The sequence below is a fragment of the Lelliottia sp. EB106-05-01-XG201 genome (assembly GCF_058791735.1).
In genome coordinates this window covers 1,446,414-1,464,508 of the sequence record NZ_JBYTDV010000001.1, presented here as the reverse complement: position 1 = coordinate 1,464,508, position 18,095 = coordinate 1,446,414, and the positions used below count along the sequence as shown (strand labels likewise).

The following is an 18,095-nucleotide window of genomic DNA, read 5'->3' as shown; positions in this document are numbered from 1 at the left end:
TGGTCACACCGTGTCTTTTCCCCTCCCGAAACGCGGGAGGGGGCGCACGTTATATAACGGGGCGATTAGCCGCCGTAGACATCAAAGTCGAAGTATTTCTTCGCCAGTTTTTCGTAAGTGCCATCTGCACGCATTTCGGCAAAGGCTTTGTTCAGTGCTTCACGCAGTTCGTTGTCCTCTTTGCGCAGGCCCATGCCGGTGCCGACGCCAAAGAGTTTCTCGTCCTTGATGGACGGACCGCCGAACTTATAATCTTTCCCGACCGGCTGCTTGAGGAAACCTTCGCTGGCAGCCACTTCGTCCTGGAACGCAGCGTCAATACGGCCTGCGGTCAGGTCAGCGTAGATGTTTTCCTGGCCCTGATAAGAGACGATTTCAATCCCTTTTGGTGCCCAGTGTTCATTGCCGTAGGTTTCCTGGGTGGTGCCCTGCAGCACGCCGACGCGTTTGCCTTTCAGGGACTCCAGCGTTGGCTGAATGTCAGAAGACTTAGCCACCACCAGACGCGAATCCGCGGCATAGAGTTTGTCGGTGAAGGCAATCTCCTGCTGACGTTTTTCGGTGATGGAGAGGGAGGACATAATCACGTCGATTTTTTTGGCTTTCAGCGAGGGGATCAGCGCATCCAGCGGGTTTTCAACGTAGGTACATTGCGTTTTGATGCGTTTGCACAGCTCGTTGGCGATATCGATGTCAAAACCGACCAGTTCACCTTTCGAATTCTTCGATTCAAACGGGGCATAAGTCGGATCGGTACCGATACGCACTTTTTGCGGAATGGCGGCAAAAGCAGCGGTAGCGCTGGAAAAGGCCAGCACCAGAGAAAGCGACAACACCAGTTTTTTCATGTTTATCCTCAACAGACTGTCTTCTTACGGGATTTTACGACGGGGGAGTGTCGTTAATGTGCCATTAATCCCCTTAGCAAGGCAAAGTATAATGCCCGCCAGATGGAAATTTTTGCATCATAAGTGCTTAACTATGCACTTGACGACCCAAAATGGTGCGCTTTTTGCACCATTTTGGATCCAACACATCCGAACACCCCGTCAGTGACGATTAATCACCGTATACGTTGAAGTCGAAATATTTCTTCGCCAGTTTGTCGTAGGTACCATCTTTGCGCAGTTCAGCAAAGGCTTTGTCGAAGGCCGCTTTCAGCTCTTTGTCGTCTTTACGCAGGCCAATTCCGGTGCCGTCACCGAAGTATTTTTTGTCTTTCACCGACGGACCGGCAAAGGCGAACTCTTTACCCGCAGGCTGTTTCAGGAAGCCTTCACTCGCCGCCACTTCGTCCTGGAATGCCGCATCCAGACGCCCTGCAGCCAGGTCAGAATAGATCAGATCCTGGTTCTGGTACGCGACCACATCGACGCCTTTTTCGCGCCAGTCGGCGTTAGCAAAACCTTCCTGCGTGGAGCCCTGCAGCACGCCAACGTGTTTGCCTTTCAGCGATTCGATCGTTGGCTGGATTGGGGAGCCTTTCGCCGCGATCAGACGGGAGTCCGCCGCGTAGAGCTTGTCAGAGAAGGCAATCTCCTGCTGACGTTTTTCAGTAATGGAGAGTGAAGAGATAATGGCATCGATTTTCTTGGCTTTCAGCGACGGGATTAACGCATCAAAATCGCTGCCCACCCATGTGCATTTCACCTGCATGCGCTTGCACATTTCATTTCCCAGATCGATATCAAAGCCGACGAAGTCGCCTTTCGCATCCTTGGACGAGAATGGCGCGTAAGTGGCGTCAGTACCGATACGCACTGTCTGAGGAAGTGCCGCATAGCTGCTCGCTGCCGCACTTAATCCCACCAGCAGAGACAGAGCCAGAACCGTCTTCTTCATACATTTACCCTCAAGTGTCGTGATTTTCTTATGGTTTATGTTGTGTGTTGTGTATCAGGCGTTCTCTTGCAGGTCTTATGCCATATTGCCGACGGGTCAAAAATTCGACGTTAAATATGTTAATAAAACGTTGCGATATTGCCTTAATAAGGAAAGATAGCAGGTCTGCCAAACGAACCGGAGAGGGAGAAAGGGAAAAAACGAATTAAATGTCGAGGATATGATCGCGGTTGCATAATTGCCCCGCAACGGGGCAACCAGGCTTATCATGCACCCAAAACGGGCAACGGGTTATGCGCCCTGCCAGCGGGCGAAGAGATCTTCCGGCAGGTCGATGTCAAACTGATCCAGTACGCGATTGACCGTCTGGTTGATCACGTCGTCCAGCGTTTGCGGGCGATGATAAAACGCCGGCACCGGCGGCATAATCACCGCGCCCAGCTCCGCCGCCTGGGTCATCAGGCGCAAATGGCCGAGATGCAGCGGCGTTTCACGCACGCAGAGCACCAGGGTGCGGCGCTCTTTCAGCACCACGTCGGCGGCGCGCGTCACCAGCGTGTCCGTATAGCTGTTCACGATGCCGGAGAGCGTTTTGATGGAGCACGGCAGGATAACCATCCCGGCGGTTTTAAACGAGCCAGAAGAGATGCTGGCGGCGATATCGCGGGCATCGTGCACCACGTCGGCCAGGGCCTGAACGTCGCGCAGGGAAAAATCGGTTTCGAGGGAGAGGGTCTGACGCGCCGCCTGGCTCATCACCAGATGGGTCTGGACATCCGCTACGTCGCGCAGCACTTCCAGCAGTCGTACGCCGTAAATGGCACCGCTGGCACCGGAGATCCCTACAATGAGTTGTTTCATGATTTCGCCCTTACTTGCATCTCGGGCAGACTTTGCAGGATTTTGCGGGGAGTTGCAAGTGAGGGCACCCGCCCTCACCAGCCGAAGACTTAGCCTTCGTTGTGCATCTCTAAGCTTTCGAGATCGTTTTGCATCTGCACGGCTTTCGCATCGTCGTTGCGCAGCGAGTCGAGATAGTCGAGATACTGCTGATCAACGTCTTTAGTCACGTAGATGCCGTTGAAGACCGAACACTCAAACTGCTGAATATCCGGGTTCTCGGCGCGTACGGCGTCAATCAGATCGCTCAGGTCCTGGAAAATCAGGCCGTCAGCGCCGATGATCTGGCGAATCTCATCCACTTCGCGACCGTGAGCAATCAGCTCGTTGGCGGTCGGCATGTCGATTCCGTAGACGTTCGGGAAGCGAATTTCCGGCGCAGCAGAGGCCAGATAGACCTTCTTCGCACCCGCTTCACGCGCCATCTCGATGATCTGCTCAGACGTGGTGCCGCGCACAATGGAGTCGTCCACCAGCAGCACGTTCTTATCGCGGAACTCAGCGCGGTTGGCGTTGAGCTTACGACGCACGGACTTACGACGCAGCTGCTGGCCCGGCATGATAAAAGTGCGGCCCACGTAGCGGTTCTTCACGAAGCCCTGACGGTACGGTTTACCCAGGATTCGTGCCATTTCCAGGGCGATATCGCAGGAGGTTTCCGGGATCGGGATGACCACGTCGATATCCAGATCGTCCCACTCACGGGCAATCTTCTCACCGAGCTTGGTGCCCATGTTCACACGCGCGCTGTACACGGAAATCTTGTCGATGAACGAGTCCGGACGGGCGAAGTACACATATTCGAACAGGCACGGATTGCTGACCGGGTTTTCCGCGCACTGGCGGGTAAACAGCTGGCCTTTTTCGGTGATGTAGACAGCTTCGCCCGGTGCGACGTCGCGCAGGAACTCAAAGCCCAGAGTATCCAGCGCTACGCTTTCGGAGGCGACCATGTACTCGGTACGGCCATCGCCCAGATCGCGTTTACCCAGCACCAGCGGACGGATGCCGTTAGGGTCGCGGAACGCCACCATACCGTGGCCGATAATCATCGCCACGCAGGCATACGCGCCACGGATCTGGCGGTTGGTCGCGGCAATGGCGGCAAAAATGTTGTCTGCTTCCAGCGGGTAATGGCGGAAGTTATCCAGCTCGCTGGCAAAGATATTGAGCAGGATTTCAGAATCAGAGGTGGTGTTAATGTGGCGACGCTTCTCTTCAAACAGCTTTTTACGCAGCTCGTGCGCGTTGGTCAGGTTGCCATTGTGGGCAAGCGTGATGCCATACGGAGAGTTGACGTAGAAAGGTTGTGCTTCAGAGGCGCTGGAACTGCCAGCAGTAGGATAACGAACGTGGCCAATCCCCATATTGCCCTGCAGGCGCTGCATATGGCGGGCTTCAAATACATCGTTGACCAGGCCATTCGCTTTGCGTAAACGGAAACAGTTGTTGGCATCAATGGTAATGATGCCTGCTGCATCCTGGCCACGGTGCTGAAGCACCGATAACGCGTCATAAATAGACTGGTTTACCGGCATGAAACCGGCGATACCGACAATACCGCACATTCGTCTTTTCCTCGTTAAGCCACATCTCAAAGTGATTACACTTTGGGCAAGAAACTCGACGAGCTTTGCAGATAGTCAAAGAACCATCTGATGATGAAGCTGAACTGTGGAATCAGCTGGGACTTGCTCCAGTCTTCGCTTTTTGAAAACCCGGTAAAGGTATCAAGGAAGAACAGAATCGCTGCCACGATCAGCGCGCCTCGCAGCGCACCAAAACAGATCCCCAGTACCCTGTCCGTTCCTGACAGACCGGTTTTCTCGACCAGCTGACCTATCACGTAGTTCACGATAGCGCCGACGAGAAGCGTCGCGACAAACAGCACCGCGATGGCGATTCCATTTCGGACCAGTTCATCTTCAAAGCCCGTGAACCAGACAGACAGGTAAGTGTAGTAATGACTGGCAACAAAGAAAGCACAACCCCATGTCACCAGCGATAACGCTTCACGAACAAAGCCACGGATCAGGCTAACCAGACAGGAAAAACCTATCACCGCAATGATGGCGTAATCAATCCAGACCATATGTGTCCCACGATTAAACGCCCTGTCATCCAGTTCGGGGCGAATTCTAACAGAAAAAGAAAACGTTTGCGTAGGGATTTCCTTCCCGCGCGTAAATAAAAAAGGCGCTGAAAAAATGCTCAACGCCGTCCGTTCTTTTGCCCCTCACCCCGGCCCTCTCCCCAAAGGGGCGAGGGAGAAAAGACCGCACCGATCAGTTCCCTCTCCCCTATGGGGAGAGGGTTAGGGTGAGGGCAGTAAGCGCCTATCAGTTCGCGCTATAATTCATCACCACACCGCTCAACCCGGAGATCTGCTTCAGCTCGCCAAGCGACCCTTTCAGCTTATCTTTCGAGGCATCCGGGCCGACCAGAATGCGGGTGATTTTACCCTGCACCGGCGTCGAAGGTGAAGTGTAAACCCGATATCCTGCCCCGCGGAGTTTACCCACCACTTCATTGACTTTATCGGCATTTTTCAACGCCCCAAGCTGCACCACGTACGCTTTCCCGGTCGGCGCAGGTTTCTCTTCCTGAACCGGTTTTTCCGGCGGCGCTTCTGCCGCAGCGGCAATCTGCTCGCTGGCTTTATCACGCTGTGGTTTCGGCTGGGGCTTGTCCGCCGGTTTCGCGGCAGGCTTAGGCTGCACGACCGGTTCCGGAACTGGGTCCAGTTCGCCGGTGTTGCTTGCCGTCAAACGAGAGGGATCGAGCGACGGTGCCGCCGCATCTCCGGCACGCACCTCTTCTGCCGCCCCTTCCGGAGGCTGAGCAGGCAGCGCCTGCGTGGCCGCAGGCAGCATGTCGGGCTCGTCGCGATCGCCGGGTTTCGGCACCAGCGGGATCGCCGCGAACTCATCCTGATAATGTTTTTTCTGCCCGTCGAGCAGTCCCGGGAGGATAATCACTCCCAGCGCAACCAGCACAATGGTTCCTGTTAAACGGTTCTGAAACTTACTTGCCACCGGTTCTCCCCGCCTCCATCACTTCCATGACATGCGCTACGGTGTGGAACGATCCACACACCAGCACGGTATCTTCAGGTTTAGCATCCGCCATCGCGGCGTGCCATGCCAGCGCCACGTTTTCATAAGCTTCGCCCTGCGCGAGATGTTCCATCAACTGTTCGGCAGACGCGCCCCGTGGGCCTTCCAGTGGAGCACAATACCAGCAATCGACGACACTCTCCATGCAGGGCAGCGTGCCAGCAATATCTTTATCATGAAGCATACCGATAACCGCCAGCACTCGCCCGGTTTTTGGCAGGGATTTGAGTCGTTCTGCGAGGTAGGCCGCGGCATGGGGATTGTGCGCCACGTCCAGGATCAGACGCGGAGACTCGCTGACAATCTGAAAACGTCCCGGCAGAAGCGCATTCTGAATACCGTCACGGATCGCCTGTTCGCTCACCGCCAGTCCACTGGCGCGAATGGCCGCCAGCGCGGTAGCGGCGTTCGGCTGCGGAACCTGCGGCAACGGCAGATTATCCAGCACGCCCTGAGCATCGCTAAAGCGCCAGCCCTCAGCCGACACCTCATACTGCCAGTCAACGCCGCGGCGCATCAGATGCGCCCCCTTCTCCTGCGCCACATCGGCGATGGTGTTCGGCATATCCGGCTCACCCACCACGGCAGGTTTGTTGGCGCGGAAAACGCCCGCTTTTTCGCGACCAATGCTTTCGCGGTCTGGCCCCAGCCAGTCCGTGTGATCCAGCGCGATGCTGGTCACGACGGCGACGTCGGCATCGACCATGTTAGTGGCGTCCAGGCGTCCGCCTAAACCGACTTCGAGGATCACCACGTCCAGCTGTGCCTGTTTGAACAGCCACAGGGCGGAGAGCGTCCCGTACTCAAAATAGGAGAGCGAAATCTCACCGCGCGCGGCTTCGATTTCCGCAAAAGAGGCGGTGTGCGCCGATTCCGGCAGCTCGGTATTCTGCACACGCACGCGCTCGGTGTAGCGCACCAGATGCGGAGAACTGTAAACACCCACCTTGTAACCGGCGGCCATCAGCATCGATTCGATGGTGCGGCAGGTTGTGCCTTTGCCGTTGGTTCCCGCCACGGTGAAGACGAACGGCGCGGGCTTGAGGACGTCTAAACGCGCAGCGACCTGGCTCACGCGGTCCAGTCCCATATCGATGGTTTTACTGTGGAGATTTTCCAGATAAGAAAGCCACGTGACCAGGGGTGACGTGGCTTGGGGAATCATTTGTTTTTCCATGATACGCACTTTCATTTTAGGTTAGAAAGCAAAAGGGCAGCGCCGTCTGGCCCTGCCCTTTTTGAGTTATCAGGCTTCGGGTTCCTGATGCGGCACGACCACGCCTTCACGCGGTTCGTCCGGACTTGGCGACGGCAGATTCATCAGCTTCGCCAGGATGCTTGCCAGTTTCAGGCGCATTTCCGGGCGGCGAACGATCATGTCGATAGCGCCTTTTTCGATCAGGAATTCACTGCGCTGGAAGCCCGGCGGCAGTTTCTCACGCACGGTCTGTTCGATAACGCGTGGACCGGCAAAGCCGATCAGCGCTTTCGGTTCAGCGATGTTCAGATCGCCCAGCATCGCAAAGCTCGCCGATACGCCGCCCATGGTAGGGTCGGTGAGAACGGAGATATACGGCAGACCGCGTTCCTGCATTTTGCCCAGCGCTGCAGAGGTTTTCGCCATCTGCATCAGTGACATCAGCGCTTCCTGCATACGTGCACCACCGGAGGCGGAGAAGCAGATCAGCGGGCAGTTGTCTTCCAGAGCCTGCTCAACGGCACGGATGAAACGCGCACCGACGACGGAACCCATTGAGCCGCCCATAAAGGAGAACTCAAAGGCCACAGCGACAACCGGCATCTCGTGCAGGGTGCCTTTCATCACGATCAGCGCGTCTTTCTCGCCGGTCTCTTTCTGAGCAGAAGCCAGTCTGTCTTTGTATTTCTTGGAGTCACGGAACTTCAGTACATCTTTTGGCTCAAGTTCGCTACCCAGTTCAACCATGGAACCTTCATCCAGCAGGCTATGCAGGCGATTACGCGCCGACATACGCATGTGGTGGTCACACTTCGGGCACACCTCAAGATTGCGTTCCAGCTCAGCGCGGTACAAGACCTGGCCGCAGCTGTCACACTTGGTCCACACCCCTTCAGGAATACTCGCCTTACGGGTTGGGGCTATGTTGCTTTTAATTCGTTCAATCCAGCTCATTGATAACCTTTCTGCCTGAACCTGGTCGTATGCCAGTTTTGCTGTAAGCGGCGCATAATGCCATTTTTGCCACAAACAGACCATGAATGTTGCACATTAAAACATAACAGCCCGAAACTTTGGATAAAAAAGTGGTCGAACCGCAAATGCGTACTTACTTCGCTTGCTTTGCCGCCGCACGTTTATGACGAATAATTTCGACAACGCCCGGCAGGATTGAGAGCACAATAATGGCAACAATCAGTAACTTAAGATTTTCCTGCACGATTGGCAGATCGCCAAACAGGTAGCCCGCGTAGGTAAACAGCAGCACCCACAGCAGCGCACCAATCACGTTATAGGCCGCGAAGTGACGATAGGACATATGTCCCATTCCCGCCACAAAGGGGGCAAACGTGCGGACGATCGGCACAAAACGCGCCAGAATGATGGTTTTGCCACCATGACGTTCATAGAATGCGTGCGTTTTGTCTAAATAGCTGCGACGGAAAATCTTCGAGTTCGGATTACTGAACAGCCGTTCACCGAATACCCGCCCAATAGTGTAGTTCACCGCATCGCCCACAATAGCCGCAATGATCATCAGCACCACCATCAGGTGGACGTTGAGATCGTTGGTCGGCAAAGCAGAAAGCGCGCCCGCGACAAACAGCAGGGAATCGCCCGGCAAAAACGGCGTGACGACCAGGCCGGTTTCACAGAACAAAATCAGGAACAGAATGGCATACACCCATACGCCGTACTGCGCGACCAGCTCCGCCAGATGAACATCGATATGCAGGATGAAATCAATGAGAAAACGTATTAAGTCCATATTGTCTAAGCCTTAATTGAATTGCAACTGCGTTAGTCCGCTAAAAATAGCGGGCCCATTGGCGGTTTTGGAAGGTCAAAGCGATCCGGATAATCTACCGAGACCAGATACAGCCCTTCCGCCTTCGCCGTTGCTGCCGCAAGCGTTCTGTCCTTCGCTGCCAGCAGTTCTGCAATCCAGCTCTCCGGCTGGTGTCCGGCGCCTACTTCCATCAGGCTGCCCACAATATTCCGCACCATATGATGTACAAAGGCATTGGCTTTGATATCCACCACCACATACGCGCCATAACGACTGACGGTAATGTGCATCACGTTTCGCCACGGCGTGCGCGACTGGCAATGGACCGCGCGAAACGAGGTAAAGTCATTTTCACCGAGCAGATGCTGCGCGGCACGATGCATACGATCGGCATCCAGCGGCTCATAAAAATGAGTCACGCCCTGGCTTAACACTGCCGGACGCAGACGCTGATTGTAGATAACGTAGCGGTAGCGACGGGCCGTGGCGCTGAAACGCGCGTGAAAATCATCCGGCACATCTTTCACCCAGCGCACCGCGATGTCACCAGGCAAATTCGCATTTACGCCCAGTGTCCACGCCGCATCTTTACGCACCGCGGTGGTTTCAAAATGCACCACCTGGCCCGTACCGTGTACGCCTGCATCGGTACGACCGGCGCACAGCACGCCGATCGGTTCGTTCGCCACCTGAGAGAGCGCTTTTTCCAGCTTTTCCTGGACGCTACGCACTTCATTCTGACGCTGCCAGCCATAATATTTGCTGCCGTCGTACTCAATCCCGAGGGCAATTCTATGCACTGGCTTGTGTTCCACTTCAGACATCCTTACAGATACTCCTGCACCAGCTTCTCAGCGATTTTGACCGCCATCAGCGCGCCGCCGAAACGTACGTTGTCCGCCACAGACCAGAACTGCACCTGCTCAGGCATGCCGTAGTCGTTACGCACGCAGCCCACGGAGAGACGCGCGTTGCCTGTCGCATCGCCAACCTGAGTCGGGAAATCGGTCTCTTCGCTCAGAGAGATATCTTCGCCGCGCTCGAACGCATAGCGCGCTTCTTCCGCCGCCAGCGGACGCAGGGCTTCGAAGTTCACCATCTGCGCGTGACCATAGAAGACCGGCGCACGCACGCTGGTGGCGGAGATAATCAGACCATCATCCTGCAGAATTTTGCGGGTTTCATCGACGATACGGCGCTCTTCACGCACGCTGCCTTCGCGATCGGCCAGCATCGGCATCAGGTTGAAGGCTAACTGGCGACCAAAGAAATCGTCATCGTCGACCGGAATTCCGTTCAGCAGTTTCGCGCTCTGCCCTGCCAGCGCATCGACCGCTTTTTTACCCTGCGCGGAGACAGAGAGCAGGCTGGTGACGGTGATACGTGACAAGCCGCCGTCGTCGATCAGCGGTTTCAGCGCCGTCAGCAGCTGGCTGGTCAGGCTGTCCGGGACAGCGATGATATTACGGTTGCGGTAGTCGGCGAGCACAAACGGGTTAACGTCCGGCACCACCAGCGGCACGTCCGGCTCCAGCGAAAAAAGACCGCTCAGATCGATCACCAGACAACCGGCGTTGGCCGCTTCTTCCGCGTAAGCGGCTGAGGCTTCAGTGCCCGCTGCAAAGAACGCCAGCTGGGCCTGCGTCCAGTCAAACTCCGCAACGTCCTGCGCGCGAACGGTTTTACCTTCGTAGCGCAGGGAGGTCCCGGCGCTTTCCGCGCGCGCCAGGGCATAAACTTCTCCCACCGGGAACTGACGTTCCGCAAGTGTTTCGAGCAGGGCTTCGCCCACAGCGCCAGTGGCACCCAGTACGGCAATATTCCAGCCTTCAGACATGGTGGTTTACTCCAGAAATGAAACAGCTCCCGGCCAGATTATCCGGCAGGGAGCATTAAGAAGACATTAACGCGCCGGGTTATGCGTGGCATTAAAACCCAGTTGATTCAGTAACGCTGCCGCATCGGCATCGTCACAGATGACATACAGGGAGGACCACTCGCGGCGCTCGAGGTAATTCTTGCGCAGTTTGTCGAATTCACCCGGAATGCCCGCCACTTTTCGCAGCAGCGCGTCATCGCGGCGCACATCATACACTAAATGCACCAGCCTTTTTAGCGAAGACTCATCGAGCGGGCCGTGCAGCGTAATGCGGCCAAATTCCGGCGCGGGCAGCAGGCAATCCAGCGAAACCTGCTGGGGCTGGCCGATAAAAGCGCTATAGGCTTCAAAGACCTGCGTCGTGCCGCGCGCTTTACCTTCCAGCGTATAGCCCGCGATGTGCGCCGTGGCGACATCGACGTGGTTCAGCAGCGTGACGTTGAGATCCGGCTCTGGCTCCCAGACGTCCAGCACCACGCTCAGATCCAGCCCGGCTTCCAGACAGGTCAGCAGCGCGGCGTTATCAACCACCGGCCCACGGCAGGCATTTATCAGAATAGTGCCAGGCTTCAGGCGGCGAATAAACGCCTCATCGGCCAGATGCAGGGATTTGTACGGGCCGTCTTTGAACAGCGGGGTATGGAAGGTGATCACGTCCGCCTGCTCGACCAGTTCATCAAGCGTGCGGAAGTCACCTTCATCACCGCGATCGGCGCGCGGCGGATCGCACAGCAGCGTGCGGATGCCGAGCGCTTCGAGACGCTTCTGTAAACGTCCGCCGACGTTTCCCACACCAACAATGCCGACCGTGCGGTCTTTCAGCGCAAAGCCGTCGCGCTCGCCCAGCATCAGTAAAGAGGAGAAGACGTATTCCACGACCGCAATCGCATTGCAGCCCGGTGCTGCTGAAAATCCGATACCCGCCTGCGCCAGCCAGGCATCATCCACGTGATCGGTTCCTGCCGTCGCCGTGCCGACAAATTTAACGCTTTTGCCCGACAGCAGCGTCTCATTCACTTTGGTCACCGAGCGCACCATCAGCGCGTCAGCGTCATCCAGTTCCGCCAGCGGGATCGGGCGACCGGGAACAGCCTTAACGTCACCCAGGCGGCTAAACAGCTCACGGGCGTAAGGCATATTTTCATCAACGAGGATTTTCACGACAGAGTACCTGTTTGAGAGGAAGAAAACCTGCCAAGTGTGCCATAATCTCGCCGCCAGGCATACCCGATCGCTTTGCCTGGTTCACGGTGAGTAATGACTTTAAGGATTTTGACGATGCAGCCCATTTCAGGTACGCCGCCGCGCCCTCCGGGTGAAGGCCCCGTAACACCTTCCGCCATTGGCGAACAGCCGTTATCGACGATGCAGCGCACGGTGCTGGAGCGTCTGATCACCCGTCTGGTTGCGTTGACCTCGCAGCAGAGCGCGGAAGTGTGGGCGGGAATGAAACATGACCTCGGGCTGAAAAACGAGACCCCGCTGCTGTCGCGCCATTTTCCTGCTGCCGAGCAAAACCTGAATCTGCGCCTGACCACCGCGCAGCAAAATCACACCACCCGCCAGGTGGTGTCGCAGCTGACCGAGCTGTTAGGTCAGGGGAATAACCGCCAGGCGGTGAGTGAGTTCATTCGTCAGCAATTTGGCCAGACGACGCTGAGCCAGCTCACGCCGGACCAGCTGAAAACCGTGCTGACACTGTTGCAAAGTAATCAGCTGTCGATTCCGCAGCCGCAGCAGCGCCCCGCCACCGAGCGTCCGCTGCAGCCTGCCGAGCATAATACGCTCAAGCAGATGGTTACCCGACTGGCGGCCGCCACGGGCGAATCGAACAAGCTTATCTGGCAGTCGATGCTGGAGCTGTCCGGCGTGAAGGCCGGCGAGCTGATCCCGGCGAAACAGTTTACCCATCTGGTAACCTGGCTGCAGGCTCGCCAGACGCTGAGCACACAAACCGCGCCCACGCTGCATACCCTGCAGGCGGCGCTCAAGCAGCCGCTGGAGCCCCGTGAATTTGAAGCCGTGCGTGATTACGCCCAGCAGACCTGGCAGGCGACGCCACAAACGGTGCTGACCACCGCCCAGGTTCAGGATTTGCTCAATCAGATCTTTATCCGCCGCGCCGAACCTGAAAGTGGCGTGCCGGAAGCGCGCAACATTCAGCCGATTTACAGTCCGCTGTTTGCCCCGGTGGTGGACACGATAAAATCGATCTCCGCACGTCCTGGGCTGATGATTATTGCGCTGATGGTTGCGCTGGCGCTGTTCTGGCTGGTTATCTAATTTTTGCCGGATGGCGGCTACGAATTAACGGGTTTTGTAGGTCGGGTAAGGCGCAGCCGCCACCCGACAAGCCCCTTCACCGCTTCCAAAACGCGATAATCGTCACCGCAATCCCCACCACCGCCGAAACCGCCCCGGCCAGAAACACCGACGAATAGCCGAACGACGTTGCCAGAACGCCTGCCAGCGGGCCGGTGATCCCGTAAGAGATATCCTGAAAAGCCGCATAGCCGCCAAGCGCGGTTCCGCGAATCTGCGGTGCTACGCGCTTCACCACTTCCACGCCAAGCGCCGGGAAGATGAGCGAACAGCCGCAGCCGGTTAACGCCGCACCCAGTAACGCGATCCACGCCACCGGCGCCTGCCACAGCAGCAGCAGACCCAGCGTTTCGATGACCAAGGAAACGACGGCGACTTTCACGCCGCCAAACCTGTCCGGCATCCAGCCGAACAGGACGCGCATCAGCACAAATGCGCCGCCAAACGCAGTCAGAGTAAAGCCCGCCATCGCCCAGCCGCGACTCATAAAGTAGAGCGAGACAAAGGTACCAATCACCGCAAAACCGACGCCCTGCAGCGCCAGCCCGAGACCCGGCTTCCAGATTTGCCCGACCACACTCCACAGGGACGGACGTTCGCCTTTGTGGGCAGGCACTTTACGCACCGAGCCGTTAAAGGCCCACGCCACCAGCGGCAGCGCCATGGTGGTTCCCGCCAGCGCGGCGTAACCGAAATGGCTGTGGATGAGCAGACCCAGGGGTGCACCTGCGGCCAACGCGCCGTAGATCGCCATCCCGTTCCAGGACATCACTTTGCCGGAACGCGTCGGCCCAACCAGGCCCATGCCCCAGGTGAGCGTCCCGGTCAGCAGCTGGCTTTCGCCAAAACCGAGAATTAAACGCCCAACAACCAGCAGCGCGAATTTATAGATGGCGTCCACCGGCAGCAGCGCCGCCAGCAGCCATGCGCCTCCCGCCAGCCCGCAGGCAAACATCCCCTGCAGCGCAGAACGTTTTGCGCCATGCTGATCGGCCAGTCGCCCGGCGTAGCCGCGTGTCAGAACGGTGGCTAAAAACTGAATCCCCACGGCGACGCCCACCAGGGTATTGCCGTAGCCCAGCTCCTGATGAACAAACAAAGGGATCACCGGCAGCGGCAGGCCGACGGTCATATAGGTCAGAAACACCGCGAAGGCGATGCGAAACAGCGAGACATTCGCTGACGAGGTTTTTTCTTTTTGAGCTAGCGCAGTCATTCATGACTCCAAACGAATACAAAAAGGGAGCCGTTGGGCTCCCTTTTTTCACATCAGCGTCAATCTTACGCTTTCAGTTTACGCATCACCAGCGTGGCGTTGGTGCCGCCGAAACCGAAGCTGTTAGACATAACGGTCGTCAGCGCCTGCTCGGTCGGTTTGGTGACGATGTTCAGGCCAGCAGCCTGCTCGTCCAGCTCTTCCACGTTGATGCTTGGGGCGATGAAGCCGTGTTCCAGCATCAGCAGAGAGTAGATCGCTTCCTGCACACCAGCGGCACCCAGAGAGTGACCGGTCATTGCTTTGGTCGCGGAGATCGCCGGGCTGTTGTCGCCAAAGACTTCACGGATAGCACCCAGCTCTTTCACGTCGCCGACCGGAGTCGAGGTACCGTGGGAGTTCAGGTAATCGATTGGGGTATCCACGCCGTCCATTGCCAGCTTCATGCAGCGCACTGCGCCTTCGCCAGATGGAGCAACCATGTCTGCGCCATCGGAAGTCGCGCCGTAGCCGACAACTTCAGCGTAGATGTGCGCGCCACGTGCCAGAGCGTGTTCCAGCTCTTCAACTACCACCATACCGCCGCCGCCTGCGATGATGAAACCGTCACGGTTTGCGTCATAGGTACGGGAGGCTTTTTCTGGCGTTTCGTTGTACTTGGTGGACAGTGCGCCCATCGCGTCGAACTCACACGCCATTTCCCAGCACAGCTCCTCGCCGCCGCCAGCAAAGACGATATCTTGTTTGCCCAGCTGGATCTGCTCAACCGCGCTGCCGATGCAGTGTGCGGAAGTCGCACATGCGGAGCTGATGGAGTAGTTCACACCGTGGATTTTGAACGGGGTTGCGAGGCACGCAGACACTGCAGACGCCATCGCTTTGGTCACAACGTAAGGACCGACCGCTTTCAGGCCGCGCGGGCTACGCATAGCGTCTGCGCCGAACACCTGAGATTTAGAAGAACCGCCGGAACCTGCGATCAGGCCCACGCGCGGGTTGTTCTGGTAAACCTCTTCTTTCAAACCAGCATCTTCTACAGCCTGCTGCATTGAGAGGTAAGCGTAGATAGAGGCATCGTTCATGAAACGGACCACTTTGCGGTCGATCAGACCGGTGGTGTCCAGTTTGACGTTACCCCACACGTGGCTACGCATACCAGAATCTTTGAATTCTTGAGAGAAAGTGATCCCCGAGCGTCCTTCACGCAGAGATTCCAGGACTTCCTGCTGGTTGTTACCGATGCTGGAAACGATGCCCAGGCCAGTAATCACTGCACGTTTCATTCAATACCTCTGTAAGTCATACTATATTAAGTTTCGAGTCGCACAATAGCGTACACTTGTACGCTGAACAAGTCCGATCAGCCAATTTCTGTGGAAATTTGCACCAACGAACACACATCGTTAAGATCGTGCCACTGCCTGTCAGACGAGTAACTTACGTGAAACAAAACGCCATACAACCCGCCAACCTTGAGTTCAACGCTGAGGGTACACCTGTTTCCCGAGATTTCGACGATGTCTATTTCTCTAATGATAACGGACTGGAAGAAACCCGTTATGTTTTCCTTGATGGAAACCAGCTCAACGCACGTTTTCCAGAGCATCCGCGCAGCCAGTTTGTGGTGGCGGAGAGCGGTTTTGGCACCGGATTAAACTTCCTCACCCTCTGGCAGGCGTTTGACCAGTTCCATGCGGCGCACCCTGAGGCTACGCTGCAAAGATTACATTTCATCAGTTTCGAGAAATTCCCCCTCACCGCCCACGACCTGAGGCTGGCCCATGAGCACTGGCCGGAACTGCGCGTCTGGGCCGAGCAGCTGCAGGCCCAGTGGCCGCTGCCGTCAGGCGGATGCCATCGTCTGGTGCTGGACGGCGGACGGGTGACACTCGATCTGTGGCTTGGGGACATCAACGAACTAACGGACCAACTCGACGACTCCCTGAATCAGAAAGTCGACGCCTGGTTTTTGGATGGCTTTGCCCCGGCGAAAAACCCGGACATGTGGAGCCCAAATCTTTTCTCCGCGATGGCGCGCCTGGCCCGTCCCGGTGCGACGCTGGCGACCTTTACCTGCGCCGGGTTTGTGCGTCGTGGGTTGCAGGAAGCCGGTTTCACCATGCGTAAAACCAAAGGCTTTGGCCGTAAGCGAGAGATGCTGACAGGCGTGATGGAGCAGGAAAAGACTCTGCCAGCGCGCGCCCCGTGGTTCGCCCGCAGCGGCGCGGAAAAACGCGAAACGGCGATTATTGGCGGCGGTATCGCCAGCGCACTGCTTTCGCTTGCCCTGCTCCAGCGCGGCTGGCAGGTGACGTTATACTGCGCTGACCCCGCCCCCGCTGCGGGTGCTTCCGGCAATCGCCAGGGCGCGCTCTATCCTCTTCTGACCGCTCACGATCCGGCCCTCAGCCAGTTTTTCCCGGCGGCCTTTACCTTCGCCAGACGTCTCTACGACAGCCTGCCGGTGAAGTTTGACCATCAATGGTGCGGCGTGACGCAGCTCGGCTGGGATGAAAAAAGCCAGCGCAAGATCGACCAGATGCTGAGCCTGGGAATGCCCGCGCAAATCGCAGAGGCGGTGAACGCGCAACAAGTGCAGGAAAATAGCGGCCTGCAAATTGACTGCTGCGGGATTCATTATCCTCTCGGCGGCTGGCTATGCCCGGCACAGCTGACCGCGGCGACCATCGCACTCGCCCAGTCGCAAGGGCTGACAGTGCATTATGAACATGCGCTGGAATCTCTGGAGAACATCGACGGCGGCTGGCAGCTGCGTTTTGCTCATGGCAGCAAGGCACAGCACGCCAGCCTGGTGCTGGCTAACGGTCATCGCATCGGCGATTTCCCGCAAACAGAAAACCTGCCGGTCTATCCGGTCGGCGGCCAGGTGAGTCATATTCCCACCACGCCGAATCTGAAAGAACTTCGTCAGGTCCTGTGCTACGACGGCTATCTGACGCCGCAAAACCCGGCGAATGGGCATCACTGCATCGGGGCCAGCTATCATCGCGGTGAGACGGAAATGGAGTACAGCGAAGAGGATCAGCAGCTAAACCGGCAGCGCCTGATCGATTGCTTCCCTCAGGCTGAGTGGGCAAAAGAGGTCGATGTAAGCGATGGCGATGCGCGCTGCGGCATCCGCTGCGCCACCCGCGATCACCTGCCGATGCTCGGCAACGTACCGGATTACGCCGCGACGCTGACGGCCTATGAAAATCTTGCAGAAAATCGTGAGACAGCCGTGAGTGCCCCGGTCTATCCAGACCTGTTTATGCTCGGTGCGCTCGGGTCACGCGGATTGTGTACCGCCCCGCTGGCGGCAGAAATTCTGGCCTCGCAGATGAGTGAAGAGCCGATTCCGATGGACGGCGTTACGCTGGCAGGATTGAACCCGAATCGACTGTGGGTGCGGAAATTATTGAAGGGTAAGTTGGTGAAGCCGGGTGCGGTCTGATGCCCTCACCCCGCCCCTCTCCCACGGGAGAGGGAGATGGGGATGGAGAGGGTTTTGTAGGCCCGGTAAGCGCAGCGCCACCGGGCAAAAAGCCACTACTTCAAATTAGCCTGCTGAAACAAATTGTCCCACATGCCCAGCACCAGAGACTGGTCGCGCGGCGAAAGCTCGCCCGCCTGAATCGCTTTTTCCAGACCACGGCTCACTTCAGCGTGGACCGCTTCCGGTGAGTGATCGTCGCCCGCTTCCAGCTCGGCTACAGCAAGCGTCAGGTGACCACGCAGATAACCGCTGGCAAACAGTTCATCGTCACTGGCGTGCTCCACCATGTCATCAATTAACGCCAGGATGCGTGATTCAAATTCTGCGATCATCTTCT

17 protein-coding genes are annotated in these 18,095 nt (G+C 57.1%); 2 read left to right on the top strand and 15 right to left on the bottom strand.

The genetic code is table 11. From position 1 onward, the window contains the following. Positions 1-65 precede the first annotated feature (65 nt). The 12 genes from hisJ to pdxB all read right to left on the bottom strand — a co-directional run bounded on the left by hisJ (position 66) and on the right by pdxB (position 11,885). A complete protein-coding gene (hisJ, locus tag AC3WS9_RS06865; protein WP_095282775.1) occupies positions 66-848 on the bottom strand; it encodes a histidine ABC transporter substrate-binding protein HisJ in 783 nt (260 codons plus the stop codon). A 211-nt stretch (positions 849-1,059) separates the two neighbouring features. After that, on the bottom strand, positions 1,060-1,842 hold the full coding sequence (gene argT / locus AC3WS9_RS06860) for a lysine/arginine/ornithine ABC transporter substrate-binding protein ArgT (protein ID WP_095282776.1): 783 nt from the start codon (positions 1,840-1,842) through the stop codon (positions 1,060-1,062). Positions 1,843-2,133: 291 nt separating this feature from the next. Continuing rightward, positions 2,134-2,703, bottom strand: coding sequence for a UbiX family flavin prenyltransferase (locus AC3WS9_RS06855; protein ID WP_282493669.1), 570 nt, complete (start codon positions 2,701-2,703; stop codon positions 2,134-2,136). An 89-nt stretch (positions 2,704-2,792) separates the two neighbouring features. Beyond that, positions 2,793-4,310 (bottom strand): amidophosphoribosyltransferase, encoded by a 1,518-nt coding sequence (gene purF / locus AC3WS9_RS06850; RefSeq protein WP_100779425.1) that lies wholly within the window; start codon positions 4,308-4,310, stop codon positions 2,793-2,795. 35 nt (positions 4,311-4,345) lie between these two features. Further along, positions 4,346-4,834, bottom strand: coding sequence for a colicin V production protein (gene cvpA, locus AC3WS9_RS06845; protein ID WP_282493670.1), 489 nt, complete (start codon positions 4,832-4,834; stop codon positions 4,346-4,348). A gap of 247 nt (positions 4,835-5,081) precedes the next feature. Next, positions 5,082-5,777, bottom strand: a complete 696-nt coding sequence (dedD, locus tag AC3WS9_RS06840) for a cell division protein DedD (RefSeq protein WP_282493671.1) — start codon at positions 5,775-5,777, stop codon at positions 5,082-5,084. Further along, the gene (folC, locus tag AC3WS9_RS06835; RefSeq protein WP_492487459.1) at positions 5,767-7,035 is read right to left on the bottom strand and encodes a bifunctional tetrahydrofolate synthase/dihydrofolate synthase; all 1,269 of its coding nucleotides are present in this window, start codon (positions 7,033-7,035) and stop codon (positions 5,767-5,769) included. The genes dedD and folC overlap by 11 nt, the downstream gene beginning before the upstream one ends. 69 nt (positions 7,036-7,104) lie before the next feature. Beyond that, positions 7,105-8,010 (bottom strand): acetyl-CoA carboxylase, carboxyltransferase subunit beta, encoded by a 906-nt coding sequence (gene accD, locus AC3WS9_RS06830; RefSeq protein ID WP_282493673.1) that lies wholly within the window; start codon positions 8,008-8,010, stop codon positions 7,105-7,107. 154 nt (positions 8,011-8,164) lie between these two features. Further along, a complete protein-coding gene (locus AC3WS9_RS06825) occupies positions 8,165-8,824 on the bottom strand; it encodes a DedA family protein (RefSeq protein WP_282493674.1) in 660 nt (219 codons plus the stop codon). Positions 8,825-8,856: 32 nt separating this feature from the next. Beyond that, positions 8,857-9,669, bottom strand: coding sequence for a tRNA pseudouridine(38-40) synthase TruA (gene truA / locus AC3WS9_RS06820; RefSeq protein ID WP_492487457.1), 813 nt, complete (start codon positions 9,667-9,669; stop codon positions 8,857-8,859). Between the two features lie 2 nt (positions 9,670-9,671). Further along, the gene (locus AC3WS9_RS06815; RefSeq protein ID WP_492487454.1) at positions 9,672-10,682 is read right to left on the bottom strand and encodes an aspartate-semialdehyde dehydrogenase; all 1,011 of its coding nucleotides are present in this window, start codon (positions 10,680-10,682) and stop codon (positions 9,672-9,674) included. Positions 10,683-10,748: 66 nt separating this feature from the next. Continuing rightward, positions 10,749-11,885 (bottom strand): 4-phosphoerythronate dehydrogenase PdxB, encoded by a 1,137-nt coding sequence (pdxB, locus tag AC3WS9_RS06810; RefSeq protein ID WP_492487452.1) that lies wholly within the window; start codon positions 11,883-11,885, stop codon positions 10,749-10,751. A gap of 117 nt (positions 11,886-12,002) precedes the next feature. Between pdxB and flk the strand changes: the two genes are divergently transcribed. Continuing rightward, positions 12,003-13,007, top strand: coding sequence for a flagella biosynthesis regulator Flk (gene flk / locus AC3WS9_RS06805; protein ID WP_492487450.1), 1,005 nt, complete (start codon positions 12,003-12,005; stop codon positions 13,005-13,007). Between the two features lie 76 nt (positions 13,008-13,083). Here the strand turns inward: flk and AC3WS9_RS06800 are convergent, their stop codons facing one another. Then, the gene (locus tag AC3WS9_RS06800) at positions 13,084-14,262 is read right to left on the bottom strand and encodes an MFS transporter (RefSeq protein ID WP_282493679.1); all 1,179 of its coding nucleotides are present in this window, start codon (positions 14,260-14,262) and stop codon (positions 13,084-13,086) included. 65 nt (positions 14,263-14,327) lie between these two features. Beyond that, positions 14,328-15,545: a beta-ketoacyl-ACP synthase I gene (fabB, locus tag AC3WS9_RS06795; protein ID WP_282493680.1), complete on the bottom strand. Its 1,218-nt coding sequence runs from the start codon at positions 15,543-15,545 to the stop codon at positions 14,328-14,330. Between the two features lie 158 nt (positions 15,546-15,703). Between fabB and mnmC the strand changes: the two genes are divergently transcribed. Beyond that, positions 15,704-17,716 (top strand): bifunctional tRNA (5-methylaminomethyl-2-thiouridine)(34)-methyltransferase MnmC2/FAD-dependent 5-carboxymethylaminomethyl-2-thiouridine(34) oxidoreductase MnmC1, encoded by a 2,013-nt coding sequence (mnmC, locus tag AC3WS9_RS06790; protein ID WP_492487447.1) that lies wholly within the window; start codon positions 15,704-15,706, stop codon positions 17,714-17,716. Between the two features lie 95 nt (positions 17,717-17,811). Here the strand turns inward: mnmC and AC3WS9_RS06785 are convergent, their stop codons facing one another. Then, the gene (locus tag AC3WS9_RS06785; RefSeq protein ID WP_100779413.1) at positions 17,812-18,090 is read right to left on the bottom strand and encodes a YfcL family protein; all 279 of its coding nucleotides are present in this window, start codon (positions 18,088-18,090) and stop codon (positions 17,812-17,814) included. Between the last annotated feature and the right edge of the window lie 5 nt (positions 18,091-18,095).

Excerpts from the sequence above, each read along its gene's own strand:
- flk (WP_492487450.1), top strand. The coding sequence starts at position 12,003 with ATGCAGCCCATTTCAGGTACGCCGCCGCGCCCTCCGGGTGAAGGCCCC.
- argT (WP_095282776.1), bottom strand. The coding sequence starts at position 1,842 with ATGAAGAAGACGGTTCTGGCTCTGTCTCTGCTGGTGGGATTAAGTGCG.
- truA (WP_492487457.1), bottom strand. The coding sequence starts at position 9,669 with ATGTCTGAAGTGGAACACAAGCCAGTGCATAGAATTGCCCTCGGGATT.
- AC3WS9_RS06815 (WP_492487454.1), bottom strand. The coding sequence starts at position 10,682 with ATGTCTGAAGGCTGGAATATTGCCGTACTGGGTGCCACTGGCGCTGTG.
- accD (WP_282493673.1), bottom strand. The coding sequence starts at position 8,010 with ATGAGCTGGATTGAACGAATTAAAAGCAACATAGCCCCAACCCGTAAG.
- AC3WS9_RS06800 (WP_282493679.1), bottom strand. The coding sequence starts at position 14,262 with ATGACTGCGCTAGCTCAAAAAGAAAAAACCTCGTCAGCGAATGTCTCG.
- purF (WP_100779425.1), bottom strand. The coding sequence starts at position 4,310 with ATGTGCGGTATTGTCGGTATCGCCGGTTTCATGCCGGTAAACCAGTCT.
- cvpA (WP_282493670.1), bottom strand. The coding sequence starts at position 4,834 with ATGGTCTGGATTGATTACGCCATCATTGCGGTGATAGGTTTTTCCTGT.
- AC3WS9_RS06785 (WP_100779413.1), bottom strand. The coding sequence starts at position 18,090 with ATGATCGCAGAATTTGAATCACGCATCCTGGCGTTAATTGATGACATG.
- folC (WP_492487459.1), bottom strand. The coding sequence starts at position 7,035 with ATGGAAAAACAAATGATTCCCCAAGCCACGTCACCCCTGGTCACGTGG.
- AC3WS9_RS06855 (WP_282493669.1), bottom strand. The coding sequence starts at position 2,703 with ATGAAACAACTCATTGTAGGGATCTCCGGTGCCAGCGGTGCCATTTAC.
- AC3WS9_RS06825 (WP_282493674.1), bottom strand. The coding sequence starts at position 8,824 with ATGGACTTAATACGTTTTCTCATTGATTTCATCCTGCATATCGATGTT.
- fabB (WP_282493680.1), bottom strand. The coding sequence starts at position 15,545 with ATGAAACGTGCAGTGATTACTGGCCTGGGCATCGTTTCCAGCATCGGT.
- hisJ (WP_095282775.1), bottom strand. The coding sequence starts at position 848 with ATGAAAAAACTGGTGTTGTCGCTTTCTCTGGTGCTGGCCTTTTCCAGC.